This window comes from Chitinophaga sp. Hz27 (genome assembly GCF_042263525.1).
Classification (GTDB): domain Bacteria; phylum Bacteroidota; class Bacteroidia; order Chitinophagales; family Chitinophagaceae; genus Chitinophaga.
In genome coordinates, this window is sequence record NZ_JBHKFJ010000001.1 from 491572 (window position 1) to 511243 (window position 19672).

The 19672-nt window shown below is 43.6% G+C and carries 13 protein-coding genes; 12 read left to right on the forward strand and 1 reads right to left on the reverse strand.

What is annotated here, in order from left to right; all coding sequences use genetic code 11:
* Window positions 1-130: 130 nt before the first annotated feature.
* The 10 genes from ACE38W_RS02200 (at window position 131) to ACE38W_RS02245 (ending at window position 13509) form a co-directional block, all read left to right on the forward strand.
* Entirely contained in the window at window positions 131-3268 is a 3138-nt protein-coding gene (locus ACE38W_RS02200) for a SusC/RagA family TonB-linked outer membrane protein (protein WP_375828591.1), read from the forward strand.
* A gap of 11 nt (window positions 3269-3279) precedes the next feature.
* Window positions 3280-5124: a RagB/SusD family nutrient uptake outer membrane protein gene (locus tag ACE38W_RS02205; RefSeq protein WP_375828592.1), complete on the forward strand. Its 1845-nt coding sequence runs from the start codon at window positions 3280-3282 to the stop codon at window positions 5122-5124.
* A 20-nt stretch (window positions 5125-5144) separates the two neighbouring features.
* Window positions 5145-5858, forward strand: a complete 714-nt coding sequence (locus ACE38W_RS02210) for a DUF3823 domain-containing protein (RefSeq protein WP_375828593.1) — start codon at window positions 5145-5147, stop codon at window positions 5856-5858.
* Window positions 5859-5953: 95 nt separating this feature from the next.
* Window positions 5954-6898 carry a family 43 glycosylhydrolase gene (locus ACE38W_RS02215; RefSeq protein ID WP_375828594.1) on the forward strand — a complete coding sequence of 315 codons (945 nt, stop codon included), beginning with the start codon at window positions 5954-5956 and terminating at the stop codon, window positions 6896-6898.
* A 30-nt stretch (window positions 6899-6928) separates the two neighbouring features.
* Window positions 6929-8212 carry a glycoside hydrolase family 71/99-like protein gene (locus ACE38W_RS02220; RefSeq protein WP_375828595.1) on the forward strand — a complete coding sequence of 428 codons (1284 nt, stop codon included), beginning with the start codon at window positions 6929-6931 and terminating at the stop codon, window positions 8210-8212.
* 19 nt (window positions 8213-8231) lie between these two features.
* Window positions 8232-10472 (forward strand): GH92 family glycosyl hydrolase, encoded by a 2241-nt coding sequence (locus ACE38W_RS02225; RefSeq protein WP_375828596.1) that lies wholly within the window; start codon window positions 8232-8234, stop codon window positions 10470-10472.
* Window positions 10473-10771: 299 nt separating this feature from the next.
* Window positions 10772-11602, forward strand: coding sequence for a helix-turn-helix domain-containing protein (locus tag ACE38W_RS02230; RefSeq protein WP_375828597.1), 831 nt, complete (start codon window positions 10772-10774; stop codon window positions 11600-11602).
* 161 nt (window positions 11603-11763) lie between these two features.
* Window positions 11764-12153 carry a hypothetical protein gene (locus ACE38W_RS02235; protein ID WP_375828598.1) on the forward strand — a complete coding sequence of 130 codons (390 nt, stop codon included), beginning with the start codon at window positions 11764-11766 and terminating at the stop codon, window positions 12151-12153.
* Window positions 12154-12376: 223 nt separating this feature from the next.
* The gene (locus tag ACE38W_RS02240; protein ID WP_375828599.1) at window positions 12377-13048 is read left to right on the forward strand and encodes a hypothetical protein; all 672 of its coding nucleotides are present in this window, start codon (window positions 12377-12379) and stop codon (window positions 13046-13048) included.
* A 44-nt stretch (window positions 13049-13092) separates the two neighbouring features.
* On the forward strand, window positions 13093-13509 hold the full coding sequence (locus ACE38W_RS02245; protein ID WP_375828600.1) for a hypothetical protein: 417 nt from the start codon (window positions 13093-13095) through the stop codon (window positions 13507-13509).
* Between the two features lie 26 nt (window positions 13510-13535).
* On the opposite strand, the gene ACE38W_RS02250 is transcribed toward ACE38W_RS02245, so the two are convergent.
* Window positions 13536-16412: a triple tyrosine motif-containing protein gene (locus ACE38W_RS02250; protein WP_375828601.1), complete on the reverse strand. Its 2877-nt coding sequence runs from the start codon at window positions 16410-16412 to the stop codon at window positions 13536-13538.
* A gap of 175 nt (window positions 16413-16587) precedes the next feature.
* On the opposite strand from ACE38W_RS02250, the gene ACE38W_RS02255 reads away from it, so the two are divergent.
* On the forward strand, window positions 16588-18345 hold the full coding sequence (locus ACE38W_RS02255; protein ID WP_375828602.1) for a cellulase family glycosylhydrolase: 1758 nt from the start codon (window positions 16588-16590) through the stop codon (window positions 18343-18345).
* A 54-nt stretch (window positions 18346-18399) separates the two neighbouring features.
* The gene (locus tag ACE38W_RS02260) at window positions 18400-19596 is read left to right on the forward strand and encodes a family 16 glycosylhydrolase (RefSeq protein WP_375828603.1); all 1197 of its coding nucleotides are present in this window, start codon (window positions 18400-18402) and stop codon (window positions 19594-19596) included.
* Window positions 19597-19672 lie beyond the last annotated feature (76 nt).

Here is a 19672-nt window from a genome sequence, read left to right on the forward strand (position 1 = left end):
AGAGTTGCTGTACAAACCAAAATCAACAAATTAAATGAACGTTCCACGACAATTATCATGTCACCTTAAAAACACGTTATCAAATTCCACACATCCCCGCTGTTTGAATGCTTTTTAAACTATTTAAAACATGAAAAAATTCTATTATTTAATGTTATGCTGCCTGCTTCCCCTATACATGATGGCCCAGCAAGTGACCATCAAGGGCAGGGTAACAGATGAAAAAGGGGCGCCTGTAATACGAGCCAACGTTGTGTTGGAAAACGACAGCAAACGCCTCGCCGGTGCCTACACCAATGACAACGGTGAATATTCCGTTCTGTCTAACGTAACGCCAACTAAAATCTCAGTATCCTACGTAGGTTTAAGAACTGAAACGCAACTGATTAATGGCCGCAACACTATTAATATAGTGATGGCGGTATCCAACTCTTCACTGAATGATGTGGTAGTAGTTGGTTATGGCACGCAGAAAAAAGCAACTGTTACAGGGTCCGTGACTTCCATCAGTAACAAGGAACTGGTAACAACCAAAAATGAAAACGTTGTAAATATGCTGACCGGTAAAGTGGCCGGTATGCGTACAGTTCAGTTAAGTTCTGAGCCTGGTTCCTTTAATACCAGCTATGATATCAGAGGCATGGGTGGTACTCCACTCATCATTATCGATGGTATCCCTCGCAGCAGTGGTGATCTCAGTAGGATGAACCCTGATGAAGTAGAAAGTATCTCTGTGCTGAAAGATGCTTCTGCCGCTATCTATGGTGTGAAGGCAGCGAACGGTGTAATTCTGGTAACCACCAAGCGTGGTAGCAAGAGTGCCAGCGGAAAGTTTGACATCAATTATTCTATCAACCAGAGCTGGCAGCAGTTCCTGAACGTGCCTAAAGGCACCGACGCTGTTGGGTTTATGTTGCTGACCAATGAAAACACACTCAGCTCTTTTGATAACTTTTTTTCTCAGAAAGCGCCTGCTTTTTCTGACTCCAATATCCTCGTTTATAAAAATGGTAAGATGCCTTCATCCGATTGGATGGGCGCTATCACCCGTAAGTTTGCTCCTGAAACACAGCATAACCTGTCTATCAACGGTGGCAACGATAAAGTGAGATATTACTTCGGCCTGGGTTATTTCAAACAGGGAAGCATCTTCAAAACAAATGCTATCAATTACGATAAATATAACTTCCGTTCTAATGTAGATGTAAACATCACCAAGAGACTACGTGGTATGGTGAATGTTTCCGGATATGTAGATGAAAAAAATACACCCGGTGGCCGCAGTGTATGGGAAATTCTGAAATATGCAGAAAGCTATAAACCCATCACGCCTATTTATGCAAACAACAATACGGATTATCCGTACGCTACTGATGAAAACGGAAACCCCATTGCACTAATACAAAATAGTCTGGTGGGTAATTCTACTTATAAAAATAAAAACTTCCAGGGACAACTGAATCTGGAATACGATGTTCCTGGAGTAGAAGGTCTGACTGCAAGGGCTGCCTATACTTATATGATGGGCATGGCCGATAATAACAATGTAAGAAACGCGTACAACCTTTATCTATACGACGCGCAGAACGACCTGTACCTGCCTACTACCGTGAATCTGCCTTCTAAAGTACAACGCGCCTATTATAATACTACCACTACAGACATGCAGCTTTCACTGAATTATAAACGTCAGTTTGCAAAGGTGCATAATGTAAATGCGATGTTCCTGTATGAAGAGAATCATGTTAAAGGTGATGACTTCTGGGCACAACGTAACTTCTCGCTGGGTATCCCTTACCTGTTTGCCGGCGACAATGCCGACCAGCTTGGAAGCATGGACCCTGGCGGTTTATACGAAACAGTTATGAAAAGTTTGATCGGCAGGTTGGTGTATGACTATAAAGGAAGATATATCCTGGAAGGTACCATCCGTAATGATGGTAGCAGTCGATTCAGTCCTGTTGCAAGATGGGGCCTTTTTCCTGCAGCATTGGCGGCATGGCGCATCAGTGAAGAACCTTTTGTGCAACGCTTGATTGATCCCTCCGTTCTTTCTAACCTGAAGCTTCGCGGATCTTATGGTTTGATGGGAGATGATGCAAACGTAAACTACCAGTGGGTTGCAGGTTACAACTATCCTGGTACCGGCGCTATCCTGGGCGGTACTTATGTAAATGGTATTAACTCCCAGGGCGTTACCAATCAGAATTTTACCTGGCTGAAATCAAAAACTTTTGATGCCGGTATAGACCTGGATTTATGGAATGGATTGTTTAGCGGTTCTGTTGATTATTTTATCAGGAACAGGGCTGGTTTGCCAGCGGCCAAGAGCGCGCAGGTGCCAGGAACAGTAGGAGTTTCCTTACCACTGGAAAACCTGAACAGCGATCGTACTACCAGCATTGATATCGTAGTAGGTCATCGAAACCATATTGGTGAAGTAAGTTATAATATCTCAGGTAACATCAGCTTCAGTCGTATTAAAAATGTTTATGTAGAACAAACACGTGCAGGTAATTCTTACCTGAATTATAAAAATAATCAGAACAACAGGTATTCTAATATCTGGTGGGGACCTGAGTATGGTGGTCAGTTTAGCAGCTATGGCCAGATCTATGGTTATAATGTAAATACCGGCGGTGGTAACCAGGGCGTTTTACCAGGTGATTATTATTACCAGGATCTCAACCACGATGGTGTGATCGATGATAAAGATGCCGTACCTATTGCTACAAGAGATAAGCCACTGATAAACTTTGGTATGACGCTCAGCGCCAGCTGGAAAGGTATTGATCTGAGCGTATTGTTACAGGGTGCTGCTAATTTCCATGTGCAGTATGCAGAGCAGAACGCAATTCCGTTGATGTATGGCCGTAGTGCATTGGTGCAGTTCCTTGACAGATGGCATCCAGTAGATCCTAAAGCCAATATGTACGATCCTAAAACACAATGGGTAGGTGGTTCTTATCCTGTTACCGGTCATCCGGAAGCGCAGGGTACTAAAGCAGTACAGAATGCCAGTTACATGAGGGTGAAAACACTGGAGTTGGGATATACCTTACCACATGCTTTGTTGAAAAGAGCCGGTATCCAGAATCTTCGCGTGTATGCCAACAGTTACAACCTTGCCACACTTACAGGCCTGAAAAACATGGACCCTGAGCATCCGGGACAGGTGGCAGATGGTGCAGACTGGAACTATTCACAAGGTGGTTATCTGTATCCGCAGAACAGAACATTCAGTGTGGGCGCATCAATCTCTTTCTAAACTTTTTCAATATGAAAATAAAATATTTAGTACTGGTAGTGATAGGGCTTGCCTTCGGAGCTTGTAATAAGCTGGATGTAGCGCCTTTGAATATCATTAAAGACCAGGACATCTTCACAAATGAAACAGGTGTGACCGCATACCTGGCAAGCATATACGGCACTTTGCCGATAGAAGACTTCCAATATCAGCCTAACAATGGTTTCATGGTAAATGATGGCGGAAGATGGCAGTGTTTTTATCAACCTGGTGCTATCTGTGGTGAGTTGGCAGGTCCTTACGGGGGCACCGGCGATGCTGCACAGGGCTTCGGTTTCTGGCCCTACGATAAAATCCGTACGGTCAATTATATGCTGACGAATTTTCCAAAATATCAGAAAGCATTTGCTTCAGATAAATATAATCAGTGGCTGGGAGAAGCGTACTTCTGTCGCGCCTACCTGTATTTCTCGCTGGCAAAGCGTTATGGCGGAGTGCCAATTGTACGTACGCTGCAAAGCTACCCCGAGCAGAGCATCACTGAATTACAGGTGCCTCGTAATAAAGAGCAGGAAGTATATGACTTCATCGCCTCCGACCTGGATAGCGCCATCTTGCTGATGGGCCCTACCAGTCAAAGGTCCAGGGCTAATAAATATGTAGCGGCAGCGTATAAATCACGTGCTATGCTCTATGCTGGTACAATCGCTAAATATGGCGCGACAAACTTCGTTGATGGAGATGCCCGCCAGAAAGGCTTTGCTGGCATTGGCGCAGATCAGGCTAACCGTTATTTCCAGTCAGCCTTCGATGCTGCAAAAATGGTAGAAGGACATTATAGTCTTTATCGTAAATCAGACGATAAAGAACAGAACTATGCAGATCTTTTCCTTGACCAGAGCAGTACTGAAACTATATACGCAAAAGATTATTCAATTTCCAGTGGTACGCCTCATAGCTGGGATGCTACTATGACCTGTCGTTTGATGACGGCAGATGGTTTGTCAAGAGCTTATCCGACCCTTGATCTGGTAGAGCGTTTTACGGGCCCGTTAAATATTGTGAATGCTGACGGCACTCCTAAACGCTTTGCCGACAAGGCGGACCTGAAAAAAGGTCTGGAGCCTCGTTTGCTGGCTACCATCTACTTCCCGGGCGCCACACTGCGTGGGTATACCTTCGATGCACAACGCGGTATCTACAAGCAATTTGGTGGTAATGCAGCAGATGAAATGCCTAATAACATGACGACTTCCTGGGATCAACCTAATAACCTGCTGTTATCAGGAGATGTAAATCAACTTTACAACGGTCGCCGTATTATCGGTTTGACAGGTATCAAAACCGATGGTGATGAATTAACACGTACAGGCTTTTACGTTAGGAAGTATATCAACTATAAAGCGGATCAAGCTAGCTGTGGACTGTATCAAAGTACACAGAGCTGGATAGACATGCGCTATGCTGAAGTATTGCTTAATAGGGCAGAAGCAGCCATGGAGCTGGGAACTGGCGATATGCAGGCCGATGCAGTAAACGATATCAATCAGCTGCGCGACAGAGCCGGCGCCGCTTTGGCTACCAATAACATCACCATCGATTCCGTTCGTAACGAACGTTGCAAAGAGCTGGCCTTCGAACATCAATACTGGTATGACCTGAGAAGATGGCGTATAGCCGACAAGGTGTTAGACAACACCCGCTTCTATGGCCTGTTGCCATACTATGTCGAAAATGAAAACAAATACATCTTCCTGAAACAGATAGAAACATTTCAGCGTAGTTACAACTTCGAAAAGAAATGGTACTACGAGCCGCTGCCAGGAGGTGAATTAGGCAAGAATCCTAACCTGTTCCCTAATAACCCTGGTTACTAACAACTTTAAATTTTTAGGTTATGAAGAAAATGATATATAGTCTCCTGGTGGCAGCAGTGGTATGTGCGGGTTACTCCTGTAAAAAGGTGGATAATTATGCGGGGCCTGATGCTACTTTTAAAGGCAACCTGATAGATAATGTAACAGGCAAGAATCTCCTTACGGAAACCGGTGGTTTTAATGTGCAGCTGGATGAACTGAGCTGGAGCGCCAATCCTACGCCTTACTATATTCCCGCCAAACCAGATGGTACTTTTGAAGATACGCGCATTTTCAGTGGTCACTATCGTATCACGCCAACGCAGGGCGCTTTCTGGCCGCTTACAGATACTACCTTGTTAGATATTGGCGGTACTACTTCACATGATTTTAAAGTGACGCCATACCTGGAGATACAGAATTTTAGCTATAAACTTTCTGGTACCACCCTCCAGATGACGTTCAATATTTTCGCACCAATCACCGCAGGGCTGCCTAATATCATTGATATACAGCCTTTCGTAAACAATACACCTTTTGTGGGGAGTGGCGCTACTATCTATAACGTATATACGGGCCCGAATATCCAGACGATCAACGGCCCATATACCGACGTGATAGCTAAAACTACTTACACACTCACGGTGCCTAATCTGCTGAGTGGACGCACGTTCTATGCTCGTGTAGGCGTTCGCGTTAACGACAGCTATAAAAAGTTTAACTACTCAGAAATAGTCAAGGTGGATGTCCCTTGATGGTTCTTCATACCGGAGAGGGACGTCTGCCCCTCTCCAACTCTTTAAGATATTATTTAGCCCAATAAGATTAAAAGATAATGGAAATGCTTTTGATGAAAAATTATTTACGCTCGCTCATCGCTGTACCTTTGCTGACACTCGTTGCTGCCTTCACTCCCAACGATTGCCAGGCACAGAAAAACCCTTTTGTAACTGATATTTATACCGCTGATCCTTCTGCTCATGTTTGGGCAGATGGCAGATTATATGTTTATCCTTCTCATGATGTAGCGCCGCCTCGCGGCTGCGACCTGATGGACAGATACCATGTCTATTCTACCGATGACATGGTACATTGGAAAGATCATGGTGAAATACTGAACTCCAGCCAGGTGCCATGGGGCCGCAAAGAAGGCGGCTTTATGTGGGCGCCGGACTGTGCCTACAAGAATGGTGTTTACTATTACTACTTTCCGCATCCAAGCGGCACAGAATGGAACAAGACCTGGAAAATAGGCGTGGCTACCAGTACCAAGCCTGCCAGCGATTTCAAAGTACAAGGTTATATTGAAGGATTGGAATCACTCATCGATCCTTGCGTATTCGTAGATGATGACGGCCAGGCTTATTTCTATTATGGCGGTGGTGGCAAGTGTATGGGTGGTAAGCTCAAAGATAACATGATGGCCATCGACGGGCAGATGCAACCTATGCAAGGACTGGTAGATTTCCACGAAGCTTCGTGGGTGCATAAACGTAATGGCATTTATTATCTTTCTTATTCAGATAATAATGATAAAGACGGCAAACATAACCGCATGTGTTATGCGATGAGTAAAAGTCCACTCGGTCCATGGGAGTACAAAGGCATATATATGGAGTCTACCGATAGTTATACCAATCATGGCTCTATTGTGGAATACAAGGGCCAATGGTATGCATTCTATCATAATAGTTCATTATCGCACCACGATTGGCTCCGCTCTATCTGTGTAGATAAACTGTACTACAATCCTGATGGTACTATTCAGTTGGTAAAGCAGACCATAGGTAAGTAGTTTTTTCTATTACCATCTAAATAAAATATTGTGAGAATCTATATAACAGCACTATTATTGGTAGCTGCCTGTGGTGCGCTGTCCTGTTCTAAAGGAGGAAATAACGGTCCTTCCGGCGGATCAGGAACAGGGCCAGGTACTACCGATACGACTACGAAAGTGGTCTGGCCATCACCCGCAGGCGATGTGGTAGGTAAGGTAACTGTAGGTTATCAGGGATGGTTTGCCTGTGTAGGAGATGGTTCCCCCATTAATCTCTGGTGGCACTGGAGTACTGATTGGGGGAAGTCGCCTTCACCAGCTACCAGCGGGATTAAATCCTGGCCCGACGTAAACGACTATACGAATATCTTTCCTACCGCTTTCGCCAATTTAGGTAATGGCAAGCCGGCATCTTTGTTTTCTTCCTATAGTGAGCAGTCGGTAGACGTGCAGTTTTCCTGGATGCAGCAATATAGTATAGATGTGGCGGCATTGCAGCGTTTTAACCCCAGTGGTATCGAAGGTCCGGTGAGAGATTCGATGGCCGCAAAGGTACGTAGGGCCGCGGAAAAGTATAACCGGAAGTTCTACATCATGTATGATGTTAGCGGATGGACGAATATGCAGTCGGAGATAAAAGCTGACTGGACAAACAAGATGAAGACATATACCGGATCATCTGCCTATGCAAAACAAAATAATAAACCGGTGGTATGTATCTGGGGCTTTGGATTTAATGATGAAAACCATACCTGGACTTCCAGTGTATGCATAGACGTTATAAATTGGTTTAAGTCGCAGGGATGCTATGTAATTGGTGGTGTACCTACGCATTGGCGAGATCAGACCAGCGACAGCCGTTTCGGTTATCTGGATGTTTACAAGGCGTTTAATATGTTATCGCCCTGGATGGTAGGACGTATTGGTAAGGTGTCCGAATCAGATAATTTCCTGGTGCAGGTAAATCAGCCTGATCTTGCTTTCTGTAAGGCCAATGGTATAGATTACCAGCCTTGTATACTCCCGGGTGATTTACAGGAGCATCAGCGGGCGCATGGAGATTTTATGTGGCGGCAGTTTTATAATATGACGAAATTGGGTTGTCAGGGTTTATATATATCGATGTATGATGAATATAATGAGGGTAATCAGATTGCCAAGACCGCGGCCACCGCTGCGGACGTGCCGGCAGGAGCAGGATTTGTAACATTGGATGAAGATGGTACTGCCTGTTCTTCAGATTACTACCTGCGTTTGACAAGAGATGGTGGGAAGATGTTTAAGCAGCTATTAACGCTGACGGCTACACGACCCACTGCACCTATAGAATAGTCGTTTGATATTTTAGTTTATGAAGAAGAAAATATTTATTTCCTGTGCAGTGGCATTGATCAGCTACGGCGCCACTTATGCGCAACAGCAGGATGTTTTATCTTATGTACGGGCGGAGATAGGCGGTGTGGGCACTTTGCTGGAGCCTACGCGGCCCACCATGCAGTTGCCGAATGAGATGATGCGCATGACGCCGGTGCGTGCCGATTATCTGGACGATCAGATCAGCAGCTTTCCGCTGTTGCTGGTGTCGCATAGGCTGGGACAGGTGTTTGCCATGAAACCCAATACCGATGAACATTTGAGTGAGTCATCCTTTAATACCCGTTTGGCATATGACCAGGGAGCTGAGCAACGTGTTCCCTGGCATTACTATACCAACCTGATAGAAAAGGATATCACGGTTGATTATACTGTAGGAAAGAAAGTGGGATTTTTCCGGTTTACTTTTCCTGCGGAGAGTACAAAGCGATTACTATTTAACACGTATAACCATGGCCGTAACTGGTGGCGGTTCGATAATGACAGTACCATAACGGGTATGCAGATATATCAGGTAGAAGATGGGCATCAGCCGATACCCGTGTATGTGTACGGTCGTTTTAACAGGGCCGCTAAATCTGGGGGATTTATTAACGGGAACGCTACTACGCAGCAGAAAATAGAAGGAGAAAAAGCAAAGGCCTGGGTAGCTTTTGATGGCGCCAATAATGTAGTGGAAATGAAATATGCTGTTTCCTTTATTAGTGAGGAACAGGCAAAGCAAAATTTCCAGCATGAATTGGGGAAGGGACAAACATTTGAGCAGCTGGAATCCGACGCCAGAGCAGCCTGGCAGGATGTGATGGGGCAGATAGCAGTAGAAGGCGGAACACCTGATCAGCGCAGGAGCTTTTATACCGCATTGTATCGTTGTTATGAACGAATGGTAAATATCTCTGAAGATGGTAAATACTATAGCGGTTATGATAACAAAATACATACTGATAATCGTCCTTTTTATGTAGATGATTGGGTATGGGATACCTATCTGGCATTGCATCCACTGCGTACTATATTGCGCCCTGGACGGGAGGAAGATATGTTGCAGTCGTATGTACGTATGTATGAGCAAAGTGGCTGGCTGCCTACGTTTCCGGTGATCTTCGGAGATCATGCCTGTATGAATGGCTTCCATTCTTCTGTGATGATGCTGGATGCGTACAGGAAAGGTTTGAAAAATTTTGATGTAGCGAAGGCCTATGAAGGCATGAGAAAAAATGCGACGGCGGCAACAATGCTGCCATGGCGCAATGGGCCTAAAACAGTGCTGGACGATTGCTATCATGATCGGCATTATTTCCCCGCATTGAAGCCAGGGGAGAAAGAAACCGTGAAAGCGGTACATCCCTTTGAGAAGCGCCAGGCCGTAGCAGTGACACTGGGCGGCGCCTATGATGACTGGGCAGTAGGACAGCTGGCGAATGATTTAGGTAAGGATGCAGATGGGAAATCTTTTGAGGCACGCGGTAAAAATTATCAATACCTCTGGAATGCTGACCGTCAGTTTTTTCTGCCAAAAGACAGTGCTGGTCAATGGATTCAGATCGATCCGGTATTCGACGGCGGTATGGGTGGCCGCGACTACTATGATGAAAACAATGGCTGGACGTATATGTGGCAGGTACAGCAGGATATTCCTGGACTGATGAAGCTGATGAACGGTAAAGAAGGCTTCGAAAAACGACTGGATCAGCTATTCCGTGAGGGGTTGGGCCGCAGCAGGTATGAGTTCTGGGCTAAGTTCCCGGATGCTACTGGTTTGGTGGGACAATATTCTATGGGAAATGAACCTAGTTTTTTCATTCCTTACCTGTACAACTATACGAATTCGCCCTGGAAAACGCAGCAGCGTATACGACTGTTGTTGAAGACCTGGTTTGACGATAATATTTTTGGTATACCGGGAGATGAAGATGGAGGAGGGATGTCGGCTTTTGTTGTATTCTCTTCTATGGGTTTCTATCCGGTGACGCCAGGGCAGCCGCGGTATACGATCGGGAGCCCGGTGTTTTCGAAAGTAACCCTGCATCTGACCAATGGGAAAGATTTTACCGTGATAGCCAATGGTTGTTCTGATCTGAATAAATATATACAATCGGCCAAACTGAATGGAGTTATCATTAATACACCATGGTTTACCCATGAGCAGTTGATGAATGGAGGAACGTTGGAGCTGGAAATGGGCAGCAAGCCTAATAAGCAGTGGGGGTTGGAGTAATCATCAAATTTTTAATTGAAAAGAGCTGGCTTTAGGGCCGGCTCTTTTTGTGTCAGAGGGTAGGATAAAATACGTATAGGCTTGAAAAGGCAGTTTTTTTGCGCATTTTTTCGAAATACTTTTCGAGAAGCGGCAAAAAAGGTATATTTATCAGGTAAACCAGCAATCGATACACGGGACGACACCAACTGATGTAGCTATTCTATCGGATGAAACCTGAAATGCCTTAGATGCTGGAAACCATAATGGGATGAGATGCCAATCATCCAGATGTTAATCACAACTGATTATTCCGGACTATGAAGTTTAAAACTTATTTGCCTCACCCGGCTTTGCGGGAGTTTGTAAGCACGATAGCCATTTATGCCACCGATTTTACTGAAGACGGGGGCCTCTCCAATATGTATAGGTTTGTACCTACTTATCAGCGATATATCATGTTTTACCTGGAAGATCCTATTAAGGTACAGCGGGTGTATTCCAATGAGTTTATGACCAAATCCGTCAGTTTGACGGTGGGGCCGTTGGAGCGGTCGGTGATGCTGGATATGGGTCGCCGGCATTTGGGTATAGGCGTGGCCTTTAAGCCGGGAGGCTTATTTCGGTTGCTGAATATTCATATGACGGAGTTGCATGAGCAGGATTTTGATACCAAATTATTTTTGGGTAGTGAGATTGACGATATCAATGATAACCTGAAGGAGCATATCCATGACTGGGATGCGATGATAGGGATAATAGAAAACTATCTGTTGAAGAAATTACATAAGCTGAAGCCGCAGAACACGGTGGATCTGGTGATGGATAATCTCGTTAGTCATGCCGGTAATCTTACCATAGAGCAGTTGGCTTCAGATGCATGTATCAGTATGCGGCAGTTTGAGCGGAAATGTGTGGAGCGTACGGGGATGTCGCCGAAGCGTTATGCACGGTTGATTCGTTTTTGTAAGGCTTATCATTTAAAGGAGACGCATCCTGGCGCCACCTGGACGCGTATCGCGCATATGAGTGGTTATTATGATCAGATGCATTTCATTCGTGATTTTAAAGAGTTTGCCGGTATTACGCCTTCTATCCTCGATGAGGCTGAGTTGGTGAATACCATTCGTTTACATGGTATAATGGGCTAAAAAGCGAAAATGTCGTATTTGTACTATGTCAGCATTCGATTACATGATAACTTTGATTTTCTGTTTATCACTGCCTTTCCTTCCGCCATTCGGAGAGCAATGTTGACAAGCTTTTAGACCTTTGTTTGTTATCCTCAAATTTGTATCCGATATTTAACGGTATGGATATCAATGATCATATTGCAGAGAATCCCCAGATAGCGCATTTTTTTGCCGGAAAACCGGACATTCCCCGTGATTTATTCAATTTTTTTGTTTTCCGTTATCTCCAGCTGGGGCATATCTGCCTTGTGCCTACTAAAACAATGATTGCTATTACAGCGGGAACTGCGGAGAGCAGGCGTATAGCTTGGGTTACTCAATTCGGTAGGAATTTCATTCATATTGTATTTCCTTTTAAGGAGGAGTATGCAGATAATCTTTGTTTCACCAAGGTGGGGAAGGTGCCTGGTAGCGCTACACAATACAACCATCATTTCCGCATGTACTTCACGGATGATGTCAATAAGGAGGTGGAAGGTTATATGAAGAAGGCGTTGAAGGAAGATTGATTTTTTATTTTTTAGATGATAACCTGGATTTTTGCGCATTTTTATCTTCCAGCTGGATGTCTTATTGCATCCATCATGATTTTGAGATTTTCTTTCTCAGACTGATCATGTTCATTTTGTTCATTTTATTTTTCGCTGTGCATTTTCATTCGTGGATTTTTTAAGTGGGGTTAATTTTTACATTTGACCTGTTAACCCGATTTCGAATTTATACGTTAGTGAGATGACCTACGATTCTTTGTGCTGGGCATTATTGTCTGGAGCCATTGGCATATCTGTTGGACTGTCAGAGTTACTGAATAGGTATAGGACATTTCATTATATCCTGATCAACCGGTTTAGTTATGTGTATATGTTCATTAATTTTTGGGGAGCTGTGGTGGCGTATGTGATTATAAAGGCTTATCATTTGAATTTTGGTCCGATTAATCGACATGAGCTGGGGATGGCGCTGGTGGCAGGCTTCGGCGCGATGGTGTTTTTAAGAAGTTCTTTTTTCTCGTATAAGGATGGCAAGAACAAAATAGTAGAAGTAGGACCATCATTAATACTAAGTATTTTCCTGAAAACAGCAGAAAGGCAGTTTGATCAGATTTTATCCGAGAGGAATATGAAGAAGATCAGCGAGATAATGAGTATGATGGATTTGACAATTGATGCCAAAGACTTAATATCTTTAATAACAAAGGCAATGAGTGTTTTATCTGAGGACGAAAAAGAGGAATTAAGTAATGAGATTGTGCAAACATTGGATGGTAAGTTTCAAGCAGCAATCGCAAGGAAAATAACATTAGGACTGGTGGTTATCAAGTACACTGGAGGGGACTTGTTTCTTGAAATAATTCGCTGTTTGCAACTAGGAGAAAATACAGCTGAGGATATTTCATCATCATGACATAATACTTCTTCAAATATTGTTAACATTTATTTTTAAATACTATGTCTTTTGAAAAATGTTTGGCTTATGTGACTGAATACACAAATAAAAATGTGAACAGAGCCTACACGCTCTACATGGAGAATATCAGTACTGATCTGGATATTATTTCCAAATGCGTTTCCAATGAGGTGGTAAAGGCCAAACTAGGTCTTATAGAAAAATACAGACAAGCAGACTGTTATGAACTAGAGGATAAGGCGCTTCATTGTACATTTATTATTTCGCTCATAGCGAAAAATATATATCAGTCAGAAAATCCTGATGCAAAAACTTGTATCAAGAACATTTTGTTTGCCCTCAACAAACTGGTGAGGATTATGCGAACGCGTGAACTGGCAGAACTTGCACGGATGATTGCCCGGGAAATCAATATGTCACCATGTATTGAAATCCAAAGCATTCCTATTAAAGTATAATACTAAAGAATACTGCTTGCAGCTATTCATTGCTCACTATACGCCACTTCCATCAAAAAATCATACAAGTTAGTTTCGCCCGGAATATCCAGCTTCTTTCTTAATCTATACCTGCTGGTTTCTACCCCGCGAACACTGATTCCCATTGTTTGCGCAATCTCCTTGGTAGTAAGGTTGATACGCAAATAAGCACAGAGTTTCAGATCGGTGGTAGTTAACTCCGGGAACTTCTTTTTCAAGGTGAGCAGATAATTATTATGCACCTGGTCGAAATGCTGAGAGAAATGTGCCCAGTCATCTTCATTATTCTCGGCCTCCTCAAATAATTTCATCACCTTCCTGAACTTAGGCATAGGTGTGGGGTCAGCCAATTTTTTAATAGACTCCAAAAATGCTTCTTTGATATCGGACAGGACTTTTCCCTTTTGCACAATGTTCATCGCCGCAGTAGCCAGTTCTTTATTCTTGTGCTGTACATCTGCCTGTAGGTTTTCATTACGTAGGCGTATCAGCTGCATCTCATTGCGCTCCAGCTCCAGCTGGTGCTTGATGATCAGCTGCTCCTGCTCTTTCTGGTGCTTTTCCTGCTGTAAGGCCAAACGCTTTTGTTGTTTGACATAAACAAAATATATCAACAGAATGAATAACAGGATATACATCGTCCATGCCAGCCAGGTTTGGTACCAGGCAGGTTCTATATAAAAGCTGTAACTAGCCGCCGTAGAGGCTTTTCCGAGATTATCCCTCGCAATAACCATAAACGTATAATGCCCAAATGGAAGATTGGTATATTCTTTTTCTGTCTTGTCAGCCCAGTCAGAAACCTCTTTATCATATCCCCTTAGCTGATAACTGTAATGGATATTACTATTTTGTGCGAAGGCAGGAGAGGAAAACTCAAAACGGAAATTACGATAGGCATTTGGTAAACTAATCTCCTGTTGTGCTTTCCCATTATCGTAACCGCCATACAACACACTGTCCATTTTTTTGTCGCCGGCCATGATACGGCCAAACAGTATTGTAGGGCCGCCATGCTGTTCTGCATATTTTTTATAGTTTAGGTGGATGATGCCCTTATCTCCCGCCATGAAAATATTTTCATCATTATAAGGATAGATGAATTCAAATCCACTGATGATTTGCCCGGTTAGCTCCGGAAACCAGGTGATTTTTTGTGTGGTAATATCTGCCAGTCCTACTTTCTTATCGGATACAAACCAGACATTTCCGTTATTATCTTCCCGCAGGTATTTGATGACCATATCCTTGAAGATAGGCGCCCACTTAGCAGAAGGCTGGAATCTGTTCGTCTTCCGGTTATATTCGTATATGCCGTTCGTTGTTGCTGCAACCATTTCTTGTTGCAAAGTGAAAACGAAATTGTTGTTGTCTGTTGGAAGTCCCTCTTTTTGTCCGAATACCTTGAATTGCAGACTATCTGCCACAAACACAAGATGATAAATACCTCTGTAGGGATGCGATGACCAGAGATTTCCTTTACCGTCAGGCGCCAGGAAACGCAGTGATTCATACAATCCATCGATATGGTGTTGTACTTTGAGGGTGTTGCCATCAGCCTCTATCGCTGCCAAACCAATATAGTTGCCGATGATGAGGCGTTGCCCTATCGGCTGGTATATCCAGCTGCCAACATCTTTCAGCAATGGAACGGCCTTATTGTTTAGTATTTCAAATGTACCGTCCTGGTGGCCCATGAGTAAATGATCTCCGTATATGCTTAGGTTCCAGATTTGTCCGGCGGTATTAGGTATGCGGGTAAATTTGCCTTTGGTCAGACTATAATCCGTGGCGCCATCGAGGGGTGTGCTGTAAAGTCCGTCTGTAGTACCTATATACATCTGATGCTGGAAGATGGCTGCCGTATAAGAGCCTACCACATTCCGTCGATCAGGTACTATATATTTCACCGGTGCATCATATTGTAGCTTGTCGATACCATTTTCCAATGTCATCCAAAGGTTAGTATGACCATCTGCAAAAATGCGCAGCACATTATTATTCTGCATGCCTTCATCGCGGGAAAATTGCTGGGTCACTTTTCCGGAAGGAAGATCTATAATATAACAGCCATTGGAGAAGGTGCCGATAGCATATTGATGATCACTGAGTTTAAGGCCACAATAAATATGCGTACCCCGGAAAATATGGTCAGCAGCGGTAGTTACCGGATAGAGCTGGTTATGATATATTTTGAAGAGCCCATCTTTAATGGTGGCTACCAGTAAGGTGTCATTCTGTTCATCCAGGAAGGCGCTGATCACTAGCTTCTTATCCGTGATGGCTGTACAGAAAGGTTGCCAGGAATTGTTTTCAAATCTATACAAACCAGTGGCATGATCTTCTGCATATAAATTTTTTCCGCTGCTACCTAATGCCTTCCATTCAATCTTCGCAAAAAAAACGTCAATCTTACCCTTATTGTCCAGCTTAAAAAGCTTATTGGGCGTACGGAAAAACATATCGCTGTGATGCTGCACAATATTCCATACGTCGGCAAACTGCCGCTTATCCGCGGGGATCTTAGGTTTCAGGGAAGTATATTGTAATTCGCCTTTATCGTCTGCCTTAAAATATCCAAACTCGTCCTGAGCACCTACGTATATACGTCCATGGTCGCCGACCTTTACAGATCGTACCCGCGTTTTATTAGGTACCTGAAAAATATTCCAGGTGCTGCCATTAAAAGAGATTAACCCATCGTTGTTAGCGAAATACATGATACCATTCTGGTCCATGTCGATATCCCATGTCTGACCATTTCCATGATATTGTGATTTGTCGTAGTTGGCAATACCCGACAGTCCAATTGTATTTTGAGCGATTATTGGTTGACCCGAAATCAGCAGTACCAGAATAATGATATACCTCATACTGTTCATGGGGTAAAAGTATATTTTTTTTGCTGTAGTAGGGATGTAGTACATGATTTCCCTTATCAATGGCGGTTTTGATGAGGTATGTAGTAGAATTGACGTAGGCCAGAATTCGGTTATTTTCAAGGGATTATAGAATTTCGCAGCATTGGATCAGTACTTATAAATTCACGTCAGACGTATGGGATTTCACGGAAATGAAAGCTCCTTTGCCAGGAGAGTAGCCAGCCTTTTAATCAGCTTTTTATCATTAGGTATGCTTGCACAAGGTCAGGGTTTTTTAAAAGCCAATGGCCATATTATAGTGAATGGTAAAAACGAAAAGGTCATTTTGAGAGGAATGGGATTAGGTGGCTGGATGCTGCAGGAAGGATATATGTTTCGTGTAGGTAATATTGGTCAGCAATATAAGATCAGGGAAAAAATCCAGGAGCTGGTAGGTCCGGAGCATACAGCTACGTTGTATAAAAACTGGCTGACAAGTCATACTACTAAGGCGGATATTGATAGTATGGCGGCATGGGGTTTCAATTCCATCCGACTGCCTATGCATTATCGCCTGTATACGCTGGCAGTAGAAGAGGAGCCGGTTGCTGGTCAGCAAACCTGGCTGGAAGATGGCTTTGCATTGACAGATTCTTTGCTCAGCTGGTGTAAGGCCAATCATATGTACCTGATATTGGATTTACATGCTACACCTGGTGGACAAGGAAATGATTTGCCCATATCTGATCGTCATCCTGATCGGCCTAGCTTATGGCAAAGTGAAGCAAATCAGGCAAAAATGATCGCTTTATGGAAAAAATTAGCAACCCGATATGCCAATGAACCTTGGATTGGTGGTTATGATATCATCAACGAACCTAACTGGGGATTTGAAAACGTAGATGACAGAATTGGTAATAAAGAAAAAACCAATGCTCCGTTAAAGAAATTAATGCAGGAAATCACTGGAGCTATCCGCGAAGTAGATAATAATCACCTGATTATCATCGAAGGAAATTCTTTTGGTAATAATTATAACGGGATACTGCCTACCTGGGATAATAACATGGCACTGAGTTTCCATAAGTATGGCAATTTCACAGATGAAGCGTCTATCAAACACTTCCTGGAACTGAGAGCGCAATATAATGTTCCACTGTGGATGGGTGAATCCGGCGAGAACTCTAATAACTGGTACGAACATACGATTAGTATGGTGGAACGTAATGATATTGGCTGGGCATGGTGGCAGGAGAAAAAAATTGGTTTCAATCAGCCTTTGGAGATAAAGCTGAATCCAGGTTATCAGTCCATCCTGGACTACTGGAATGGCAAGGGGCCAAAGCCATCTGCGGATGCGGCTTATGCGGCCTTGACGCAGCTGGTGGCAGATGCGCGTATAGAAAATAATATTTATCATCAGGATGTGACCGATGCTATGTTCCGCCAGGTACGTACTACCGCCACCATACCATTCAAGGTACATACCATTACCAATAAGGCAGTGGTAAAGGCGGTAGACTATGACCTGGGCAGAAACTTATATGCTTATAACGACCTGGATACTGCCAGCTATCATTATACACCAGGCGTCAATACCAGAGGAAATCGTGGAGGTGTATATCGTAATGATGGAGTAGACATCAACGCAGCAGAGGGCCAGTATAATATTTTCAGCATAGAAGATACAGAATGGCTTCAGTATACTTTAACCGTTCCCAAAGCAGGGACTTATACTATTTATGTAAAAGCAGCAAAAGATGAGGGTAATGCCGTATTTAATCTGCTGAATAATGGTCGTACCGTGGCTACCGCAGTAGCAGTTCAGGATGTACAGGGGTGGCAGCGTATTGCAGTGAAAAATATTAAACTGAACAAAGGCCAGAACCAGTTCAGGATATATTTCACTAAAGGCGGCTGTCAATTAAATGAACTCGAATTCCAAAGAGACTAACCATGAAGATAGTATATCACCCCTCTTTTGTTAACTTTTACAAGTATAAATTCCATGATTGTAAAACCATTCCACGTGGGCGTAGCCCTGTTATTAGCCCTTACTTCCTGTACAAAGAGCGCTGAAAATAGTCAGCCACTTGAAAAAATTACAGGTAATGCAAAAGCTCAGGTAGCACTTGCCAATACTTATAATCTGATCTGGTCAGATGAATTTGATGGCAGCAGCGTTAACACAAACAACTGGTCTTTCGAAACAGGACCTGGTGTTAACAACGAAAAAGAATATTATCAGGCATCGAATGCAACTGTCAGCGGCGGCAACCTGGTGATCACTGCGAAGAAACAGAGCGTAAACGGATGGCCGTATACTTCTGCACGCATGAACACTGCCGGGCACTTTACCACTAAGTACGGCCGCATCGAAGCCCGTATCAAACTTCCTTCAGGCCAGGGTTTATGGCCTGCCTTCTGGATGTTGGGGAACAACATCGGTTCTGTAGGCTGGCCTAAATGCGGTGAAATCGACATCATGGAACGTGTCAACACCAGCAACACGATCTACGGAACCATCCATTGGGATAACAATGGGCACGTAAGTTACGGTGGTACTACCACCACAGATCCCGAAAACTACCACGTATATGCGGTAGAGTGGGATGCAAATGGAATCAAATGGTTTGTTGATGGTAATCAATATGTTGCTGCCAATACGCAGAACAACATCAACAATACCGGCGCTTTCCAGAATCCGTTCTTTATAATACTAAACCTTGCAGTAGCTGGCGATTTCCCTGGTCAGACAGTGGATGAAAGCAAACTACCAGCAAGTATGTACGTAGACTATGTTCGTGTATACAGTATCACACAGTCATCTGTACCTATTGGACAAACACTCACATTCAAAGGTTTCAATAATGCCTTTGTTAGCGGTGAAAACGGAACACAGGCTATGACCTGTAACCGTGCCACTGCACAAGCCTGGGAGCAGTTTACCGTGGTAGATGCCGGTGGTGGTAAAGTAGCCCTTCAGTCTATGGGAAAATATGTTTCATCAGAAAACGGCGTCAATCCTATTACGTGTAACCGTACTACTATTGGCGACTGGGAAAAGTTTGACTGGATCGTGAACGCAGACGGTACGATTTCGCTGCGAGGCAATAATGGTAAATATGTTTCCTGTGAAAACGGGACACAAGCCATGACCTGCAATCGTGCAACGATTTCTGGCTGGGAAGCTTTTCATATCTAGTTATATTTGGGTGATGTATCAGGCCACGCTTTCTAGCGTGGCTTTTTTATTTTTGGATGTCCGGAAACGAACATCC